This is a genomic window from Nostoc sp. (genome assembly GCF_036919495.1).
In the GTDB taxonomy this organism is placed as follows: domain Bacteria; phylum Cyanobacteriota; class Cyanobacteriia; order Cyanobacteriales; family Nostocaceae; genus Nostoc.
This window is the reverse complement of record NZ_JBALBZ010000079.1, coordinates 117,067-136,354: the sequence shown is the minus strand read 5'-3', so window position 1 is coordinate 136,354 and position 19,288 is coordinate 117,067. Positions and strand designations below refer to the sequence as shown.

Below are 19,288 nucleotides of genomic sequence, written 5' to 3'. Positions count from 1 at the left end.
TTTCCAGATGGGGGAACTTATCGGTTAAATTAAGCCTTGGTGTAATTGAAAATATTGTAGAGTATAGAACTGTCCTAAGTATTGCCCTACGCAACTCCCTCTATGACTACCGCACCCTTAAGCTGGGAAGAACTAGAAACCCTCACGGATTATCAAATAGATACCGTTAATGGTCTCACCAACGCTAGAGCCAGGTTGCGCTTGTTTGGTCAGGCGGAATCTGATGTGCGGGTAACGCTGTACCGCGATAACCATGCCTGGTGTCCTTACTGTCAAAAAGTTTGGTTATGGCTAGAGGAAAAACAGATCCCCTATCGGATCGAAAAAGTGACAATGTTCTGCTATGGGGAGAAAGAAAGTTGGTATAAACGTAAGGTACCATCAGGAATGCTCCCTGCAATCGAGCTAGATGGACGGATTATTAAGGAAAGCGATGATATTTTGATCGCTTTGGAAAAGGTTTTTGCTCCATTGAGCCAAGGGATGGAAGACCGCACAGTGCTTCCTCTGCGTCAATTAGAACGACTTTTATTTAGAGCCTGGTGCGCTTGGCTTTGCTCTAAAGCCAGTTCCTCTCAACAAGAACAACGCAACCGAGAACAATTTATTGGAGTGGTGGCTAGGGTCGAGGAGGCTCTGGGTCATACCCCAAGCCCTTACTTTCTATCGGGCTTTGGCATCGTCGATGTCATTTTTACGCCATATCTCGAACGGATGAATGCGAGCCTTTACTACTACAAGGGCTACTCCCTACGAGAAGAAAACCCTCGCTTGAGCGCATGGTTTGCAGCAATGGAAAGCCGACCTACCTACTGCGGAACCCAAAGTGACTTTCATACCCATGCACATGATTTGCCGCCACAAATGGGGGGCTGTTGGGAAAATGGCGAAACCCAGATGCTTCTCAATAAAGCACGGGTGGATAAGGGCCCCTGGTTTGGGCTACCAGACGTTACTTATCCAGAACCGGAAAACTCCCGCATGGAAGCTCTTCAACGAACTATCGAACACCGCATCAATATTATCCGAGTCAACCCTTTAGATTATAAATTGTTTGATCAAGCTCTACGTTGTGCTTTAACACAGATGATGACAGGTGCAGACTGTGTACCTCCATCGGGTTCTGATGTCGCTCTACGATATTTGCGCGATCGCATTAATGTACCGCGAGATATGTCCATTTACGCAGCCAAGCGATTGAGGGAATCCCTGGAGAAAACCGCAGCTCTTGCGGGTGATGGGCAGCCAGCCCCCATTCCCACTAAGCATCGACGAGATCAAGACCCGTCTAACTTTGTCATCAAGTAGAACCAAATCGTCTGGAGCAAGAGTATTCTAAGCTGATGCAGGTAAAAAACTATAACGAAAATTTTCAACCACCATTCCGGCTAGGGGTGGGTTGAAAGGTAATTTTTGTTGTTACTACGTGAGATATTTGTTTCAATTAGGAAGGTTGAAAGGCGCACTTCGTTCGGGAATATTCTGAGCTTTTTACTATATTCTACAAGTGTAGTGGAATCAACTCCACCACATCATAGTCGCGACATTAATTTGCGAAAATTCAGTATAATTAAATTGACTCTAAAAAACAGTCAAAGCGGCACTAATTTGCAAAAAACGACATTAATTTGCGAATAGCGACATATTATAATTTGCGAATGTACAATCGGGATGACTGGATTCGAACCAGCGGCCCCTTCGTCCCGAACGAAGTGCGCTACCAAGCTGCGCCACATCCCGGCATAAAAATGCCATTATAAATTAACAATATCACAACCCGTGCCAAATAACAGAATTACATCTATATATATATGATCACTTTACCAAAGGCTTTGCTTGCTACGATTAAATTTGTATAACTCTAGTGGTAAAAGCAGATTGTGACTGTAAAACCAGACTGGTTGCGGGTAAAAGCACCTGGGCGTGAGCGCATTGGTAACGTTAAAGATATTTTGCGGGATTTAGCCCTCAATACAGTTTGTGAGGAAGCATCCTGTCCGAATATTGGTGAATGCTTCAATGCTGGGACTGCCACATTTTTAATTATGGGCCCGGCTTGTACACGCGCTTGTCCCTACTGCGATATTGATTTTGAGAAAAAACCCAAACCACTAGACCCCACGGAACCTGCACGACTAGCAGAAGCTGTTCGCCGCATGAAACTTAGCCATGTTGTGATCACTTCTGTAAACCGAGATGACTTGTCAGATGGTGGTGCGTCTCAGTTTATAGCGTGTATTAATGCAGTTCGTACTGTTTCACCCAGTACCACAATTGAGGTACTAATTCCTGACTTGTGCGGTAATTGGAATGCTCTAGAGTTGATTCTACAAGCTGCACCAGAGGTATTAAACCACAATACAGAAACAGTTCCCCGCCTGTATCGCCGGGTGCGTCCCCAAGGAAACTACGATCGCACTTTAGAATTATTGCACCGCTCTCGCCAAGTTTCTCCTAGCACATATACTAAATCTGGTATCATGGTCGGACTCGGTGAAACTGATGCCGAAATTCGCCAGGTTATGCAAGACTTGCGAACTGTAGATTGCGACATTTTGACAATTGGGCAATACCTCCAACCCAGTCAAAAACATTTGCAAGTAAATGAATTTATCAACCCAGAACAATTTGCTGCTTGGAAGGCATTCGGAGAAGAAATCGGATTTTTACAAGTTGTTTCTTCACCATTGACAAGAAGCTCATATCATGCTGAACAAGTTAGGGAATTAATGCAACGCTACCCCCGGAGCCAATTTTAGATTTGAGATTTGTTCTTGCGTTTAAATTCGGGCACAACTCTTGGAGATGCTGTTCGCATTCAGACCTTTTTAAATTTTGGATTTTGAATTATTCAATTCCAAAATCCAAAATTTAAAATCTAAAATCCAGTCAGTTAAGAGAATGGGGTGATGGGGAGACTTTTGATTAATGACTAATCCAAAAACTGTAGCAATTCTTGGTGCGGGTGCTTGGGGTGCATCTCTGGCAAATCTCGCCACAGCAAATGGTCATCAGGTGCGCGTGTGGTCACGTCAAGGTTCGCAAACTATCCAAGCAGTTTTAAAAGATGTCCAAATCATCCTATCCGCTATCTCGATGATTGGTGTGAGGGATGTTGCTTCTCAAGTCCAGTCTTTCCCCCTTTCTCCAGAGACAATTTTTGTCACAGCGACGAAAGGCTTAGACCCTCAAACCACCTGTACGCCGTCGCAAATTTGGCAAACAGTATTCCCTAACCATGCAGTAGTTGTTTTGTCTGGGCCAAATTTATCAAAAGAAATTCAAATGGAATTACCAGCAGCCACGGTGGTAGCCAGTAATATTCCCACAGCTGCGGAAATAGTGCAGTTAGTATTTTCTTCTGGGCGTTTTCGGGTATATACCAATCCTGATCCTTTGGGAGTGGAATTGGGAGGAACACTGAAAAATGTGATTGCGATCGCAGCCGGTGTGTGCGATGGTTTACAACTGGGAACCAATGCCAAAGCTGCTTTAGTCACCCGTGGACTCACAGAAATGGTTCGCATCGGCAACAACTGGGGTGCGAAGACAGAAACATTTTATGGTTTATCAGGTCTAGGAGATTTGTTAGCAACCTGCAATAGTCCCTTAAGTCGCAATTACCAAGTAGGCTATCAGCTAGCTGGCGGTAATTCACTTACAGAAACTCTCGCAAATTTACAAGGAACTGCTGAAGGAGTGAACACTTGCCGAGTTTTGATGCAACGAGCCAAGAAACAAAACATTCCTGTTCCAATTACCGAGCAAGTTTATCGTTTACTTCAGGGTGAAGTCACACCTCGACAAGCGCTTGATGAACTGATGCTGCGAGATATCAAGCCAGAGTACAACTACTAGTAGTTTTTTTTGGTAAATAATTTTGTAGTAAGGACTAAAGTCCTTGTAGTAAGAACTTCAGTGCTTACTACATACCAGGCTTTCGTTAGCTTGACAGACATTAGTCTATCAAGTTGAAATTGGCAGGTTAAGGCTAACATGCGTGAGGACGCGGGGACACGGAGAGAGTATTATTTCCCCACTCTTCTATATCCGTATCAATAGGATTTTTGCCGTTAATACTAATCACTTCTTCAATATCTATTAGCTCTACTTATACCTGAATAATCCTGAGAAAAAATTGCTAAATCGTCAGGATATTACTTTTGTAGCCATGTAAATGTGACTATGCCAATTATAAAGATGACATTCACTTAAGGATGTTTATACCGTGTTAAAAAAGCTACTATTAAAAACCATCAAGGTTGAAATGTTAACTAAGTAGTTGAAATATTGAAAACCTAGCTGCCGATTTGAATAGCTATTGGTTCAATCAAAAGTTTAGCAGCCGATTAAGTTCAGTAATGCTGTATCCAATAAAACCATTACAGTTAATTTCAAAAAAAAATTGTAATGGAACGTTCAACCATGTTAGTTCATCGTAAATCACGGGAACAATAGCAACAGTTGAATAGCTGACCGTAATCTAAGCTGACCGAAATCTATTGTTACCTGGAGCCATTGAGACGATCTTTATGCCAGCAACATCTTTTTATGCAGATGCCCCCTACAATACCAAAAAGTCCCGCCAGGCTTTGGACTCGGATCTCACGGTTGACGAAAGTGAGTTATCGGTAGATGACCTACAAGAGCTAGAGATAGCTTCTGCTGACAATGCTAACTTTGCTGCTAACACTAACCGTCGGAGTACAGACCTAGTACGTCTATATCTTCAGGAAATTGGTCGGGTTCGCTTGTTGGGGCGCGATGAAGAGGTTTCAGAAGCTCAAAAAGTCCAACGCTACTTGCGGATGCGGATAGTACTTGCTAAAGCCGCCAAGGAAGGGGATGAAGTGATTACGCCCTATCTTCGGTTAATTGAAGTTCAAGAGCGTCTTACTTCCGAACTGGGACATCGGCCGTCTTTGGAAAGATGGGCTGCTACTGCTGATATAGTTTTATCGGATCTTAGGCCGACTTTGGCAGAAGGCAAACGTCGCTGGGCTGAAATCGCCAAGTTGACTGTAGAAGAGTTGGAGCAAGTTCAGTCCCAAGGACTCCAAGCAAAAGAACACATGATTAAGGCGAATCTTCGCCTAGTTGTGTCTGTTGCTAAGAAGTATCAAAATCGCGGTTTGGAATTGTTGGATTTAGTCCAAGAAGGCACACTTGGTTTGGAGCGGGCTGTAGAAAAATTTGACCCAACGAAGGGTTATCGCTTCAGTACCTATGCTTACTGGTGGATTCGTCAGGGAATTACACGGGCGATCGCTACTTCTAGTCGCACTATCCGCCTCCCTGTCCATATTACCGAAAAGTTAAACAAAATCAAAAAGGCCCAACGCAAAATTGCTCAAGAAAAAGGTCGCACCCCAACTCTAGAAGATTTAGCAACTGAGTTAGAGATGACACCGACCCAAGTACGAGAAGTTTTGTTGCGGGTTCCTCGCTCCGTTTCTTTGGAAACCAAAGTAGGTAAAGATAAAGACACTGAGTTAGGCGAATTACTTGAAACCGACAGTGTAACTCCAGAAGAAATGTTAATGCGAGAATCTTTACAAAGAGATTTGCATCATCTTCTGTCAGATTTGACTAGCCGGGAACGCGATGTAATTTTGATGCGGTTTGGTTTGGCAGATGGTCATCCTTACTCATTAGCAGAAATTGGTCGCGCTCTCGATTTATCACGGGAACGAGTCAGACAAATCGAATCCAAGGCTTTGCAAAAGCTACGTCAACCCAAGCGTCGCAACCTCATCCGTGACTATTTGGAATCTTTAAGTTAGTCATTTGTCATTAGTCATTTGTCATTAAAAAACTACATTTGACAAATGACTACCGACAAATGGCTGATTTTATCCCATATTTAAAGCCTTTTAGAGGCTTGTAGCAAATTATTTGCATTTAACTGTGCAAGAGTTTCCCCATACCCTTGCTCAAATATCTTGAAGGTGGGGAGCAACTGCACAATTCAAAATTAACTTATACAAAATTCAAAGTCAAGGGATGCAATCGTTACAAGTATCCTAACTATTAGCTGTATGCAAATTAAATGCACTACAGCTTATTACTTAATTTTTGCTCAAGATTTGATGAATTGTTCTTAAATATTTAGTAAGAATTCTCAATAGACAATGATTGTTGCAAATTGCTCCCAAGATTTGTTATATTCTCAACTAACGAGCTTTGTTGAGAAATATTAGTATGACTGTCTACACAACTACTTCGCTCAAGGCAGAACTGAACGAACGAGGCTGGCGATTAACTCCCCAGCGCGAAACAATTTTACACATTTTTCAAGAACTTCCGCAAGGTGAACATCTAAGCGCCGAGGATCTTTATCATCGGCTAGAAACTGATGGTGAAGGGATCAGTCTGTCAACTATTTATCGAACTTTGAAGTTGATGGCAAGGATGGGAATTTTACGGGAACTAGAACTGGGCGAGGGACATAAGCATTATGAAATCAACCAGCCCTATCCCCATCACCACCATCACTTAATTTGTGTTAGATGCAACTCAACTATTGAGTTTAAAAATGACTCAATTTTAAAAATTGGGTCGAAAACTGCTCAAAAAGAAGGTTTTCACCTACTGGACTGTCAAATGACCATTCATGCAGTGTGTCCCAAGTGCCAACGGGCACTGATGCCGCTTTAGCACTTGGGTAGATAAAAAACAAAACTACTCAAATTAACCAAATAAACGGAATTTTGAGCAGTTTGTAATTTGTTGTTACTGGAGGCAAGCAACCAGTTGGGGACTGATACTAACAACGCCAAAGCGGATGTTAAAAGCGTCCGCTCTTAAGATCCTTGAGACTGATGCCGTAGAATTCTTGGGCTTGTTTAATTGCTTTTTTGGTGTCAGATGCCATCACACCGTTCAGCTTGCCTTTATAAAAACCGCGCTCCCGTAGTCGCGTTTGGATTTCTAAAGTATTAAATTCGCTTTTGCTAGTAGTATTAACTGAGCTATATAACTTAGCTCGCGTAGTTGGGCCAGCAACACCACTTGCTGACAAGTAATTAGCTGCTTGGAATCTCCGTACAGCATCGGCAGTGTAAGGGCCATAGTAGCCATTTGGCTCTCCCTCTAAGTATCCTGCCTGGATTAACTGTTCTTGAAGTAGTCTAACTGGCTCGCCGCGATCGCCTACACGAAGTTTATTGCGATTGACTACCTTTGTGGGAGCCTCTTCTCCATCACCAATGCCAATTCCCGGCAATTTAGCTAATGTTGCTGGGCCAACAACACCGTCAACGCTTAATTTGTAAGAATCTTGGAACCGCTTGACAGCTTCTTCGGTAATTGGGCCAAATATTCCTGTGGCGTTTCCGTAATAAAAGCCTGCGATTCTTAAGCGTTCTTGCAAAGCTCTGACATCTTCACCTTCAGCGCCTTTAGTAAGGTAGTTGGAATTGCGGCGTTGGCTAGTTGCTGAACTGGCTGAACTAGTTGTGCTGGGATTTTTAGCTTGTGCGCTTCTTACAGCAGTAGTTTTTTTAGCTTGCCAAGTTTCTAATTTTTGCAGGGTGTTTGCTCCAACAATGCCGTCCACTGGTAAACCAGCAGCCTTTTGAAAGCGCCGCACAGCTTCTTGTGTGGATGCGTCATATAGTTGGGTAACAGAAGCTTGGTAAAAGCCTGCTGTTTTTAACTTTTGTTGTAGATTTCTAACGGAAGGGCCTTGATCGCCTTTTTCCAGTGCCATGACGCTAGTAACAGCGCCAAGAATAGATAAAGACAGAGCAAGGGGCAACATATACTTCCAAGCCCTACCTGAAAGCCGTTTCCAGTCTGGTGCAGCTGCGTCCTTAAACAAGGAACTGAGGGAGACCAATTCACTGGGTGTGCTGTCTTCGTAGGCGAAAGCTAGGTGCAAATACGCAAGATTTTCCATATTTGTTTCCTACACCATTGATTTTTCTTCGATCACTGCTTCAGCTTGATGTACTAGGTTCCTCAAAGCTTCTAATGTTCCTATATTTACATCCTCCCACAAATTGCGCTTGTGTGCTTCTAATAATTTTTCTGCAATATCACGCAGTGCATAAGGGTTCTTTTCTTGAATAAATTCTACGACTACTGGATCGAGTAAATAAGCGTCTACTATGCCTTGATACATGTAATCTTCGACACATTTAGCTGTTGCATCGTAGGCGAATAAAAAATCTACCGTCGCCGCCATTTCAAAGGCTCCTTTGTATCCGTGGCGCATAACTCCGGCAATCCACTTGGGATTAACTACGCGAGAACGATACACCCGGGCAATTTCTTCTTTGAGTTGGCGGACTCGTGGTTTAGCGGGTATAGAATTATCACCAAAATAAGTTTCGGGATTTTTCCCCTGTAGAGAACGCACCGCCGCAGTTAAGCCACCCTGAAATTGGTAATAATCATCAGAATCTAGTAGATCGTGTTCACGATTATCTTGATTGTGTAGGACAACTTGCATTTGGGATAAGCGTTGTTTGAAGGCTTCGGGATTGGGGATTGGGGATTGGAGACTGGGGATTGGGGACTGGGGGGAAATTTTATCCTCCCCTACTCCCCCTACTCCCCCAGCTCCCTCTGCTCCCCCTACTCCCCCTGCTTCTGCTCCCGATGAGTAGGCGTAAGAACTCCAGTTGATGTAGGCGCGGGCTAAATCTTCGTCGTCTGTCCAGTTTTGCGATTCGATTAAACCTTGGAGTCCGGCGCCGTAAGCACCTGGGCGAGAACCAAAGATGCGATAGCGCGATCGCACCACGGCTTCTTCTACAGTTAATCCTTGGCTTGTCCACAAATCAGTTTCTTGCCGAACTGCATCCGCTAGAGGATTTTGTTCTGGCGGTTCATCTAAATCTGCTACTGCTGACACTGCTTGAGCGAATAAGTCAATTAAGTTGGGAAAAGCATCTCGGAAGAATCCCGAAATTCGCAAGGTGACATCTACACGGGGACGCCCCAAAATCGCCAAGGGCAAAATTTCAAAATCCACTACTCGCCGCGCTGCACCATCCCAGACAGGTTGCACTCCGAGTAAAGCTAAGGCTTCGGCTATATCATCACCGCCTGTTCTCATGGTGGCTGTTCCCCACAATGATAAGCCTAGTGTTTTTGGATACTCACCGTGTTCTTGAGTGTAATATTCAACGAGGGTTTCGGCGGCTTTTCTCCCGATATCCCAAGCTGTTTCTGTGGGAATGGCGCGAATATCGACAGAATAAAAGTTTCTCCCTGTTGGTAGAACTTCTGGGCGGCCGCGAGTGGGTGCGCCAGATGGGGCACTTGGGACGTAACCGCCATCGAGTCCGTGTAATAAGTGGGTGATTTCTTGATCGGTTTTTTGTAAGGCGGGAAGGAGGCGATCGCGTATCCAGGTAGAGACGCGATGAATCGCGTCTCCCCCCCCAGCAAAGACGCGATTCATCGCGTCTGTACAAGAATTCTGATTTATTAGTTGTTCGACTAAGAGGGCGGCGTATTCTTCTAGGACTTCAACGATATCACCGAGGGTACGGCATTCTGTGCCATTGACTATTGAGTATTCACCGCTAGGCATTGACAAATCGGCTGTGAGGGGATCGAAATCTAGTCCCCAATCTTGAGCGATCGCACGGGTAATACCTGAAGAATGGCGATTGGGGATGCGAGCGATCGCTACTATTAAATCTCGTAGCTGTCTTCCTTGGGGGCATTGCCCAAAAATATGCAACCCATCGCGGATTTGGGCTTCTTTCAATTCACAAAGATAACCACCGATGGAATTCAAAATTAAGGATGACGCTCGCGGACTCGCTAACGCTGCGCTAACAGACTTAAAAATTTCTGTTTCATTTTGGATTCCTAAATCTAGATGGAGATTTTCTTTGATTACCAGTTCGTGGATGCGATCGCGAATCACTGGCAAACGCGAAGGATCTAAACTGTCCGCTTCATAATACTCATCAATTAAATTTTCTAACTGCTGCAAAGAACCGTAGAGTTCCGCACGAGTCATCGGCGGCGTTAGGTGATCTATAATCACCGCTTGAGCGCGACGTTTAGCTTGGGAACCTTCACCAGGATCATTCACAATAAACGGGTACAGGTGGGGAAGTGCGCCAAAAGCCACTTCTGGATAACAATTACTCGATAAAGCCACACTTTTACCCGGTAGCCATTCTAGATTTCCGTGTTTCCCTACATGAACTACAGCATCAGCACCAAAAGTTTCTCTAACCCAATAGTAGAAAGCTAAATAAGCATGGGTTGGTTCTAAATCCGGTGCATGATAATTCAAACTGGGGTCATTATCATAACCTCTTGCTGGTTGAATTCCCACGAAGATGTTGCCGAGTTGAATTCCGGGAACGGGGAAAGAGGCAGAGGGGCAGGGTGCAGGGGGCAGGGGAGAAGAGTTTTCACCTTTGCCTCCTGCACCTTGCCCCATTTCCCACCGTTCGCTAATACCTTGCTGAACTGCTGGCGGTAATGAAGCGAAATATTTTTGATACTCTTCCCAAGAAACACTTTGGTTTACCGGAAGCCATTCTCGGCCTTCTGGATCATTGGTTACGCCATCTGTCAGGCGTTGAATCAACTCATCTCCTTGAGCAGGTGGATTTTCTACTTCATACCCAGCCTGATGTAAAGCTTGCAGGATTTCTACACAGCTAGCTGGAGTGTCAAGTCCCACACCATTGGCGAGGCGGCCATTGCGGTTGGGATAGTTTGCCAAAATTAGGGCTATTCGCCGTTCTTGGGGTGGTTTAGAACGTAGACGCGCCCAATTTGCTGCTAGTTTAGCAACGAACTCGATGCGATCGCTCACTGGTTCATAAACTACCACATCTGTCTCTAGATGGGGATTACGAGTTTGTACGGCTTTAAAAGACACAGCACGAGTAATAATTCGCCCATCTACTTCTGGTAGCGCCACATTCATCCCAATATCGCGGGGAGAAAGCCCTTGAAACTGTGACTCCCACTGCTCAATTGATCCGCCACTGAGGATCACTTGCAACACAGGCACATCTAATTTTTCCCATAGTTCAGTTTGGGGTGTTTCGCTTTCCAAGCGTGCTAGAGAAAAACTGGTGGTATTCAGCAGTACAGCTATTGATTCGCCTTCTTTGGGTTGAAAAAATTCACTCAACTCAACTTGCACATCCGGTTCACGCAATGAGGAAACAAATACTGGCACTGGTTGTAAATTTTTCTGTACTAAAGCTTCGCATAAAGCATCAATTACTTTAGTGTTTCCCGCTAAATAATGAGCGCGGTAGAAAAGGATGCCGATTTTGGGGAGTGGGGATTGGGGACAAGGAGACGAGGTGGATTCATCCGGTTCAAAGGTGGATGAACGGAGTTCCGAGGTGGATTCATCCAGTTCAAAGGTGGATGAACGGAGTTCCGAGGTGGATTCATCCAGTTCAAAGGTGGATGAACGGAGTTCTGAGGTGGATTCATCCAGTTCAAAGGTGGATGAACGGAGTTCTGAGGTGGATTCATCCAGTTCAAAGGTGGATGAACGGAGTTCCGAGGTGGATTCATCCGGTTCAAAGGTGGATGAACGGAGTTCTGAGGTGGATGAACGAGGTTCTAACTCTCCCCTGCTCCCCTGCTCCCCTGCCCCCCCTGCTCCCTCATCCCCCACTCCCCATTCATACAATCCCACACACTCAACTGGACGGGGTAACGGCGGATTGTATGCAGTTGACAAGCAAGTATCAGAGATAAATTGGAGAGCATTAACGAAATTTTCTACGCCGCCTTCGCTGAAATACTGCCATACCTGATTAACAATACTCACAGGCACGGTAGACTGAGAAATTAAGTCGGGATCAAAAGCGTCGTCCCCTGGCATTACAATGAGGGTTCTACCATTACGTTGCACAATTTCTTGCACTACTTCTAAGCCATAACTCCAGTAGGAACGTCCTCCTAACAGGCGCAAAATAATTACTTGGGCAAGTTCTAAAACTTGCTCTCCATAAGTATCTATACTTAATTGTTGCTGCAATTGCAACAGATTGGCAACTCTTAATGCCGGAAAGCTTGCAGGTAATTTTGTCACCGCAGCCGCTAAAGTTTGAATGTCGGTATCAGCAGCCGTAATCAACACGAAAGGCGCTGGAGTTTGTTCTAAAAAAATTAAGCTCTCTGACTGATTCCATCCGCCTGGTGTGCTACTTATACGATGCATAATTCTGTCTTACCGTTTTAAACTGTTGGTTAATACATAATCAAAACAAATTTTTTCCCCTGCATTTAGCCCCCTCTCACTAAAATGATTGAAAATGCTTAGTTCTCCTGATTTGAGCTTTTGTCGAACCTTGCCTATTGTTGTATTTAATCAGCTTGGGGAATTGTTAGAACAGATGGCTCAAACTGTAGAATGTGACCCTCTGGTACTCACAGAAGCTGTTCTGGTGCGAATTTGTATACCTCCAGCGCGGCAAAGGCAAAGGTTTACATTAGTGGTTTCTGAGCGGTTTAGTGTCCTTTTGGCAGGAAACTTTGACGAGGAGCAGGGAAGTTATTCAGGAATCAATGCTCGCTTGACATTTAATTTGGATGCGATCGCAACATTTGTCTACGAATTAAGAGACTTGTTTGAGTGTGATTCCTCCACTTACCAAAATCTTGAAGGCTATCGCCAAATTATTCGCCCTAATAATGCCACGCTGCAAAGTCAATTTTCATTGTTGTTATTAGAATATCTCCTAACTCAGCCAAACCAAGAAATAATAGCACCTCCAAGCTCAACTGCGCCGACAATTTATATCTGTCAGCCAGTGGAAGATGCTTTAAAAAAACAGATTTCCCAAGAGCGGTTGTTAAATCAGGTAACAACGCAAATCCGCAAAAGCCTGGATTTGCCGGTGATTATGGCAACAGCAATTACACAAGTGCGTGAGTTTCTAGAATTAGACAGATTAGTAATCTATAAATTTGAAGGTTCCAAAGTCAAGGCTCAACAATACCAGTCTGACACTATTCCCTTCAGTGGAAGCGCACTGCTAACGGGTATGGAACAGTCGATTGGGGAATCTTCCAAAATCTATTTTTCTATACCAGAGAACAAGGATAAACCCTCGCCTTCTGTGTCAGCCAATAATCAACCATTACTAGAAAACTGGCAAAACTATCGAGGTTATATTGTCTATGAAGCCCGGGCTACAGATGCTATTACATCGGTGTTGAATTATACGGAAAAAAATTGCTTTATCCGAACCTCCCAATGTTGGGAAAAGTATCGCCAAGGCTTTACCTTAGCTGTGGATGATGTCGAAAAAACTTATGCTCTAGAAGAGTGTTTGTTGAATTTTTTGAGGGAAAGCCAAGTTAGGGCTAAGTTAGCAGCACCGATTATATTTGAGGACAAATTATGGGGATTGCTGATTGCTCATCAGTGCGATCGCCCACACCAATGGACTGAGAGTGAAAAAAACTTGCTGACTTCGATCGCAGAACAATTAGCGATCGCAATTCACCAAGCTGAGTTAATGCAAACGCTTACCCAAGAAAAACAAACTCTCGAACAACGAGTTATTGAACGCACAATAGGATTACGTGATGCTCTCCTCGCCGCCGAAGCTGCTAACCGTCTCAGAAGTGAGTTTCTCGCTACTATCAGTCACGAATTGCTCACGCCTTTAACTTATGTGATTGGGATGTCATCTACATTGTTACGTTGGCCTTTGGGTGAATTGAGTCAACGACAACGGGGTTATCTGCAAACAATCCACGACAGTGGAGAACATTTATTAGAAATGATTAATGACATCCTCGATTTATCACAAATCGAGGCTGGGAAAACAGCTTTAAATATTTCGGAATTTTCTTTAGTGAATGTTGCTGAAAATGCTATAGAGTCACTGCGAAAAAAAGCAATCAGTGAACAAATTAATCTCAACCTTGATTTGCAAATCGATCCTAAGCGCGATCGCTTTACCGCCGATGGAGAACGAGTAGAACAAATTCTCTGGAATCTGTTAACTAATGCGATTAAATTTACTCCCGAAAATGGCAGCGTAACCTTACGTCTTTGGGTGGAAGATGATACTGCTATTTTTCAAGTGGAAGACACCGGGATAGGCATTCCCGATGAACAATTACCATTAATTTTTGATAAATTTCAGCAACTCGATACACCCTATCGCCGCCGCTACGAAGGTACTGGACTTGGACTAGCTTTAACTAAACAACTTGTGGAACTCCATCGGGGACGAATTGAAGTAGAATCAACTGTAAGTATTGGCTCAATTTTTACTGTATGGATACCAACTCAGGCGATGAGAGCGGTGAGTTAGTAGTTAAGCAAGAGACGCGATGAATAGCCCAATAATCAGTATTTTGTAGAGACGGCGATTTATCGCGTCTTTGTAATGATTTATTCAATTTGAGGCTAGACTAATAAGCATTTTTTCAAATATTTTCAACACAAGCTCCTCTCCGTTGTCTCTAGTAAAAATACTATAATTTGGATGAGAATTGATTTCAATCAACCAATATTGGTTATCTCGATCTAAAACTATATCTAAACCACCATAATTAAGGTCTAATTCTTCAAAAATTGGTTGAGCAAAATTAGCAATCTCTGACAATATTTTTGGTTCGTTGATATACTTTGCTTTGGCACCATTCCAGTGCAGAGGGCTGAGGTTACCCACAAACTCTGCATCACTTATATCTTTTTCATAGAGCAAAACTAATTCTTTATTTAAAAAAATCGCTCTATATTCAGATTTAATGTGAATAAATTCTTGAGCGATCGCAACGTAATCATACTTATGATTAATATTAAAAATTTCTTTTACAGCAGTTTCAATTTCATCTGTATTCTGACATAAAAAAACGTTATGCCCACCAGAGCCAGAATTCCTTTTCACAATCACTGGTGTTTCAAATTTTTCTTTAATCTCTAATACGATATCTTGAATACTGGGAAATTTTAAATAAATTTTATATTGAATGTCACAAAAAGGGGAAAGAAAACCTACTGTTCGAGGAAGTTTAATTTTTTGCTTTAAAATATGGTAAGTGTATTCTTTATCTTTTATTAGTTTTGCTACTGCTTGATTAATTAACGGAGTGCTATAGTTACAAAAATAATGCTGTTTATTATTGAGTTTAATTTTTATTAAATTTTCAGCAGGTTTAAAAATTTCATAGCTGATATTTAAGTTTTCACAAGCTTGGAGCAATAGCGAAACATTATCTAACATAAATACTTGAAGTGAAACGTCCAAATTACGAATTACGTAGCTTGCTTCTCGCCTTCTCTACGAGACGCTACGCGAATGGCGAGTATTACGAATTATTTTTACTTGCTGTTTGCCGTTTAAAAATTACTATCTCAGTACCAACAACTGGGTTACGCGCTATCAACCTATTTTGGGAGTCAACAATTTCTAAATGAGTAAAATCCAATTCTTGAGAGCGTTGTAATATCTCCCCAGCTAGTTTGTCCTGCTGAGATTCTTTGAGAGTGTACCAATCGTCACTAATTTTCACAGTCAAGTTACTTGTACGGAAGTTGGCTTGAATTGACTTTATCAGACCAGAGGCAATGCGATCGCTAATTTCGGCTACCTGATTTTCAATAGCTGCAATCAAGGCTTGTTCTGGTGTCAATTCTATCGCTGGTGTTGGCTTTGGCGTGGGAATTGGTTCGGGTTCCGCTTTCGCTTCCGGCGTTGGTGGTGGCGGAATTTCTACTTCTGGCGGCGGCGTAATTTCCTCTGGTGGCTTTGGTTCGGGTGCAACTGACTCAGGTGGAGTAGTTATCGTTGGTGTCGGTGTTGGTGCAGGAACTTCTTCAACGGGTGGAACTGTTGCGATTTCAGTAGGTTTACCAGTAAAGACACTCGCAGTTGTCCAAACGATAATTACAGCAATTGCAGTAACAATTCCGGTCAAAGCCGTATCAGATAACTTTGTTGACAAATTTGATGGCAAAAACAAGCGGATTGTCCTTAATAGTCCACCCCACCACAACTGAAACTGTTGGAAAAAGCCAGGTTTTTCCTCAGTACCAGGTGGGGGTGCTGTCTCCAGTTTCTCCACGGTGACTTCTAAAACCCCAATCGTCCCTTGCAGAAGTTGGATAATTTTAGCCTTCCAAAATGGCTGAACTCTCTGGTAAGGTTTTTGGGGAGGTTGATTTACTTGCTTATCCGTCGGTTTTGACTGATTGTCTTGTGACATGGAACTTTCACCAAAAGCAGCGAATCAAAGACAAACAACGTACATTATTACTGGTGCTGCCTTCTTTTGCCTTAATGTATCACTTCAATTGCACATTGCTTCAGCTAAACTGACTATTTATTAAATTTGGTGAGTTATGAACCTAAAACGCCGTCAATTTTTATTTTTAAGTAGCTTCAGCGCCATTAGTACGGGATTTTTAGCCTGGATGTTAGCTGATAAAAATCATCAAACTGCTGATATTACCGATTCAACAACAGCTATAGCCGCCAACCCAGCCAAAAAAGACTTGTTATTACGTTTTGTATCTGTGGCTGATACAGGGACTGGAGCTAAAGGACAGTATGCTGTGGCTGGAGCGATGAACGCATATCACAAGCGAAATCCTTATGATTTAGTTGTTTTAGCTGGAGACAACATTTACAATAACGGCGAAATTGAAAAAATTGGCGAAGTTTTTGAACGTCCCTATCAAGCTTTGCTAAAGCTTGGTGTGAAATTTCAGGCTTGTTTAGGTAATCACGATATTCGTACTGAAAATGGCGAACCACAAATCAAGTATGCTGGCTTTAATATGAAGGGACGTTATTATACATTTAAACGTAATCAAGTACAATTTTTCGCTTTAGATACTAACGGTAATGCTGATTGGAAAAACCAGCTAATTTGGTTAGAAAAAGAATTAAGCCTTAGTAAAGCTCCTTGGAAAGTTGTATTTGGCCATCATCCGATTTATTCATCGGGTCAGTATGGGAGTAATCCAGATTTTATTAAAACTTTCACTCCTCTATTTCAAAAATACGGCGTTCAACTTTACATCAATGGTCACGAACATAGTTATGAACGCACTCGTGCTATTGATGGTACAACTTATTTAATTTGTGGTGCAGGTGCTGGGAATCGTCCTGTAGGGCGTTCTGAGTGGACAAAGTATTCTACAAGTGATTTAAGTTTTGCCTGTTATGAGGTGTATAAAGATAGAATAGAAGTAAGTGCGATCGCTACTGATAATCGCATTTTTGATAAAGGGATTATTCAATTGAAATCAGCTTAGTTATATGACTCAGCAAGAACTTCCTTCTGCGCTTAACAATATTGTAGAATCATCTCAATCACCAGATGCTCTCTTTTCTGCACTGTTACCAGCTATAGGCAATTTTTTGCAGTCTGATAGATGTTTTCTATACCTGCATAATCCACAAAATAACCTTGGTAGAGTTGCCTTTTGTTGGATTCGTACTCCAGATGTACCTACTGTTTATAATGAAAAATGGGAAGCTCAACCTCCATCTTTACCCGATGAAGATCCGATGTTTGCTGCTGCACTACGTGCTGAACCTTCAATCTTTGTCGAAGATGTAGAAACAGCTGATTCTCAGATTTTAAATCGGGAATATGAACAGAAGAATTTTGGACATCGCGCCCTTATACATGCTCATATCCGCCAGGATGGTCAACTCTGGGGAATTTTACAACCATGCATTTTTGGTCATCCCAGAATTTGGACTGAATATGAACGAGGGGTAATTAATAATCTTGTCGATAAAATCACACCTTTTACAGTTTCTTATGTCAAGTCTGCTTTTGATTAGCTGTTTTTTATCACCGATTTATTAGCTGTATTAAATTACGTTCAGCATTGTTAAAACTATGAAAGTCAAGCGCTTGAAAATGCAATCCTTCCGTGGAATCGGCGATTTGACGCTTGAGTTCGATGAAAGAGAGCCAACGGTATTTATTGGTATCAACGGTGTAGGTAAATCGAGTATTATTGATTGCCTTGCTATTCTTCTATCGCGTTTTACTAGCTCGATTCAACACTCAACATCTTCGGGAAGAGTCTTCAGGGAGGAAGACATCACTAATGGGCAAAAGGAAACACATAACGAAATCACTGTTTCATTGAATTCTGAAGAAGCAATATGGTCTCTAACCAAGGTACATAAAGGATTAAGCAAAGATACTAACACTAATCTGTCAGCCATAACAAAGGTTGCTGAAAATATCAAAAAAGATTTATATATATCTAATGAATTAAATATTCCTGTCTTAGTTTATTATTCCACCAATCGTGCAGTGTTGGATATTCCTTTGAAGATTCGCACAAAGCATTCATTTGAACAAATAGATGTATATGAAAACGCACTTACAGGAGTAGGAAGTGAGTTTAGAATCTTCTTTGAATGGTTTAAAAAGCAAGAAGATTTAGAGAATGAGTTACGCCTGGAAGGTAATTCTAGTTATCGAGATAGGCAATTAGAATCAGTCAGGCAAGCCATATCTTCATTAATACCGAGTTTTTCTAATTTACGCGTGCGTCGTTCACCGCTAATGAGAATGACTGTGCAAAAACAAGGTAAAGAACTCATAGTTAATCAGCTATCTGATGGGGAGAAGTGCTTACTAGCAATGGTTGGAGATTTAGCAAGACGATTAGCGATCGCTAACCCTAGTTTACCAGATCCGCTCCAAGGTAGTGGTGTTGTTTTAATTGATGAAATTGAACTCCACCTACATCCAAAATGGCAACGGGAAATCATTCCAGCTTTGACAAGAACATTCCCTAATTGTCAATTTATCGTCACTACTCATTCGCCTCAAGTAATTAGCCAAGTCAAGCCGGAAGGAATTTTTATTCTAGAAAAAACAGACGAAGGTGTTGTTGCTAAAAAACCAGAAAGTTCCTTTGGGAGAGATAGCAATCGCATTTTAGAAGACCTCATGGGTGTTCCAGAACGTCCGCAGGAAATTAAAGAAAGTCTTTTAGAACTTTTTCGACTAATTGATGCTGGAAATATTGAAGGTGCTAGGCAATTACGTCAACAATTGGCTATTGAAATTGGAGCAGATGAGCCAGAGTTTGTTAAAGCAGATGTACTCATTCGGCGGAAGGAAATTCTCAACCGATGAAGCACATCAAAAAGAGTCAGGAACCAGAACGATTTACCAAGTGGAAGGCTCTGGAAAATGATGATTGGAAACCTAGCTGGGATGATAATTTTCAAATACCAGAAAAACCTGTTGTACATGATGCTTTACTGAAGGAACAGGGATATATCTGTTGCTATTGTGGAATGCGTATCACTAGAATAACTAGCCACATATAACACTT

14 protein-coding genes and 1 tRNA gene are annotated in these 19,288 nt (G+C 42.4%); 10 read left to right on the top strand and 5 right to left on the bottom strand.

The features are described from left to right. The first annotated feature begins 102 nt into the window (after positions 1-102). Positions 103-1,308 carry a glutathione S-transferase family protein gene (locus tag V7K25_RS11170; RefSeq protein WP_335157821.1) on the top strand — a complete coding sequence of 402 codons (1,206 nt, stop codon included), beginning with the start codon at positions 103-105 and terminating at the stop codon, positions 1,306-1,308. A 358-nt stretch (positions 1,309-1,666) separates the two neighbouring features. Here V7K25_RS11170 and V7K25_RS11165 read toward each other — a convergent pair. Beyond that, positions 1,667-1,740: transfer RNA gene (locus V7K25_RS11165), tRNA-Pro, on the bottom strand. 140 nt (positions 1,741-1,880) lie between these two features. Here V7K25_RS11165 and lipA point away from each other — a divergent pair. From lipA to V7K25_RS11145, 4 genes are all read left to right on the top strand, one after another. Continuing rightward, positions 1,881-2,759 (top strand): lipoyl synthase, encoded by an 879-nt coding sequence (gene lipA / locus V7K25_RS11160; RefSeq protein WP_335157819.1) that lies wholly within the window; start codon positions 1,881-1,883, stop codon positions 2,757-2,759. 169 nt (positions 2,760-2,928) lie between these two features. Then, positions 2,929-3,858, top strand: a complete 930-nt coding sequence (locus tag V7K25_RS11155; RefSeq protein WP_335157817.1) for an NAD(P)H-dependent glycerol-3-phosphate dehydrogenase — start codon at positions 2,929-2,931, stop codon at positions 3,856-3,858. A 674-nt stretch (positions 3,859-4,532) separates the two neighbouring features. Next, entirely contained in the window at positions 4,533-5,783 is a 1,251-nt protein-coding gene (sigC, locus tag V7K25_RS11150; RefSeq protein ID WP_335157815.1) for an RNA polymerase sigma factor SigC, read from the top strand. 418 nt (positions 5,784-6,201) lie between these two features. Then, positions 6,202-6,657 (top strand): Fur family transcriptional regulator, encoded by a 456-nt coding sequence (locus V7K25_RS11145; protein ID WP_012407750.1) that lies wholly within the window; start codon positions 6,202-6,204, stop codon positions 6,655-6,657. A gap of 130 nt (positions 6,658-6,787) precedes the next feature. On the opposite strand, the gene V7K25_RS11140 is transcribed toward V7K25_RS11145, so the two are convergent. Together V7K25_RS11140 and cobN are read right to left on the bottom strand one after the other, a co-directional pair. Beyond that, positions 6,788-7,900, bottom strand: a complete 1,113-nt coding sequence (locus V7K25_RS11140) for a peptidoglycan-binding domain-containing protein (protein WP_335157813.1) — start codon at positions 7,898-7,900, stop codon at positions 6,788-6,790. 9 nt (positions 7,901-7,909) lie between these two features. Next, positions 7,910-12,169 (bottom strand): cobaltochelatase subunit CobN, encoded by a 4,260-nt coding sequence (gene cobN, locus V7K25_RS11135; protein WP_335157811.1) that lies wholly within the window; start codon positions 12,167-12,169, stop codon positions 7,910-7,912. Positions 12,170-12,263: 94 nt separating this feature from the next. On the opposite strand from cobN, the gene V7K25_RS11130 reads away from it, so the two are divergent. Next, positions 12,264-14,279, top strand: a complete 2,016-nt coding sequence (locus tag V7K25_RS11130; protein ID WP_335157809.1) for a GAF domain-containing sensor histidine kinase — start codon at positions 12,264-12,266, stop codon at positions 14,277-14,279. A gap of 84 nt (positions 14,280-14,363) precedes the next feature. Here the strand turns inward: V7K25_RS11130 and V7K25_RS11125 are convergent, their stop codons facing one another. After that, positions 14,364-15,194, bottom strand: a complete 831-nt coding sequence (locus tag V7K25_RS11125) for an ATP-grasp domain-containing protein (protein ID WP_335157807.1) — start codon at positions 15,192-15,194, stop codon at positions 14,364-14,366. An 85-nt stretch (positions 15,195-15,279) separates the two neighbouring features. After that, positions 15,280-16,176, bottom strand: a complete 897-nt coding sequence (locus tag V7K25_RS11120) for a hypothetical protein (protein WP_335157805.1) — start codon at positions 16,174-16,176, stop codon at positions 15,280-15,282. Between the two features lie 136 nt (positions 16,177-16,312). On the opposite strand from V7K25_RS11120, the gene V7K25_RS11115 reads away from it, so the two are divergent. From V7K25_RS11115 to V7K25_RS11100, 4 genes are read left to right on the top strand one after another with little or no spacing between them, the layout of a single operon-like run. Then, positions 16,313-17,230 carry a metallophosphoesterase family protein gene (locus V7K25_RS11115; RefSeq protein ID WP_335157803.1) on the top strand — a complete coding sequence of 306 codons (918 nt, stop codon included), beginning with the start codon at positions 16,313-16,315 and terminating at the stop codon, positions 17,228-17,230. Between the two features lie 4 nt (positions 17,231-17,234). After that, a complete protein-coding gene (locus V7K25_RS11110) occupies positions 17,235-17,768 on the top strand; it encodes a GAF domain-containing protein (protein ID WP_335157801.1) in 534 nt (177 codons plus the stop codon). Positions 17,769-17,826: 58 nt separating this feature from the next. After that, complete coding sequence (locus V7K25_RS11105) at positions 17,827-19,086, top strand: AAA family ATPase (protein ID WP_335157799.1); 1,260 nt, start codon at positions 17,827-17,829, stop codon at positions 19,084-19,086. After that, a complete protein-coding gene (locus V7K25_RS11100; RefSeq protein ID WP_335157797.1) occupies positions 19,083-19,283 on the top strand; it encodes a hypothetical protein in 201 nt (66 codons plus the stop codon). The genes V7K25_RS11105 and V7K25_RS11100 overlap by 4 nt, the downstream gene beginning before the upstream one ends. Positions 19,284-19,288 lie beyond the last annotated feature (5 nt).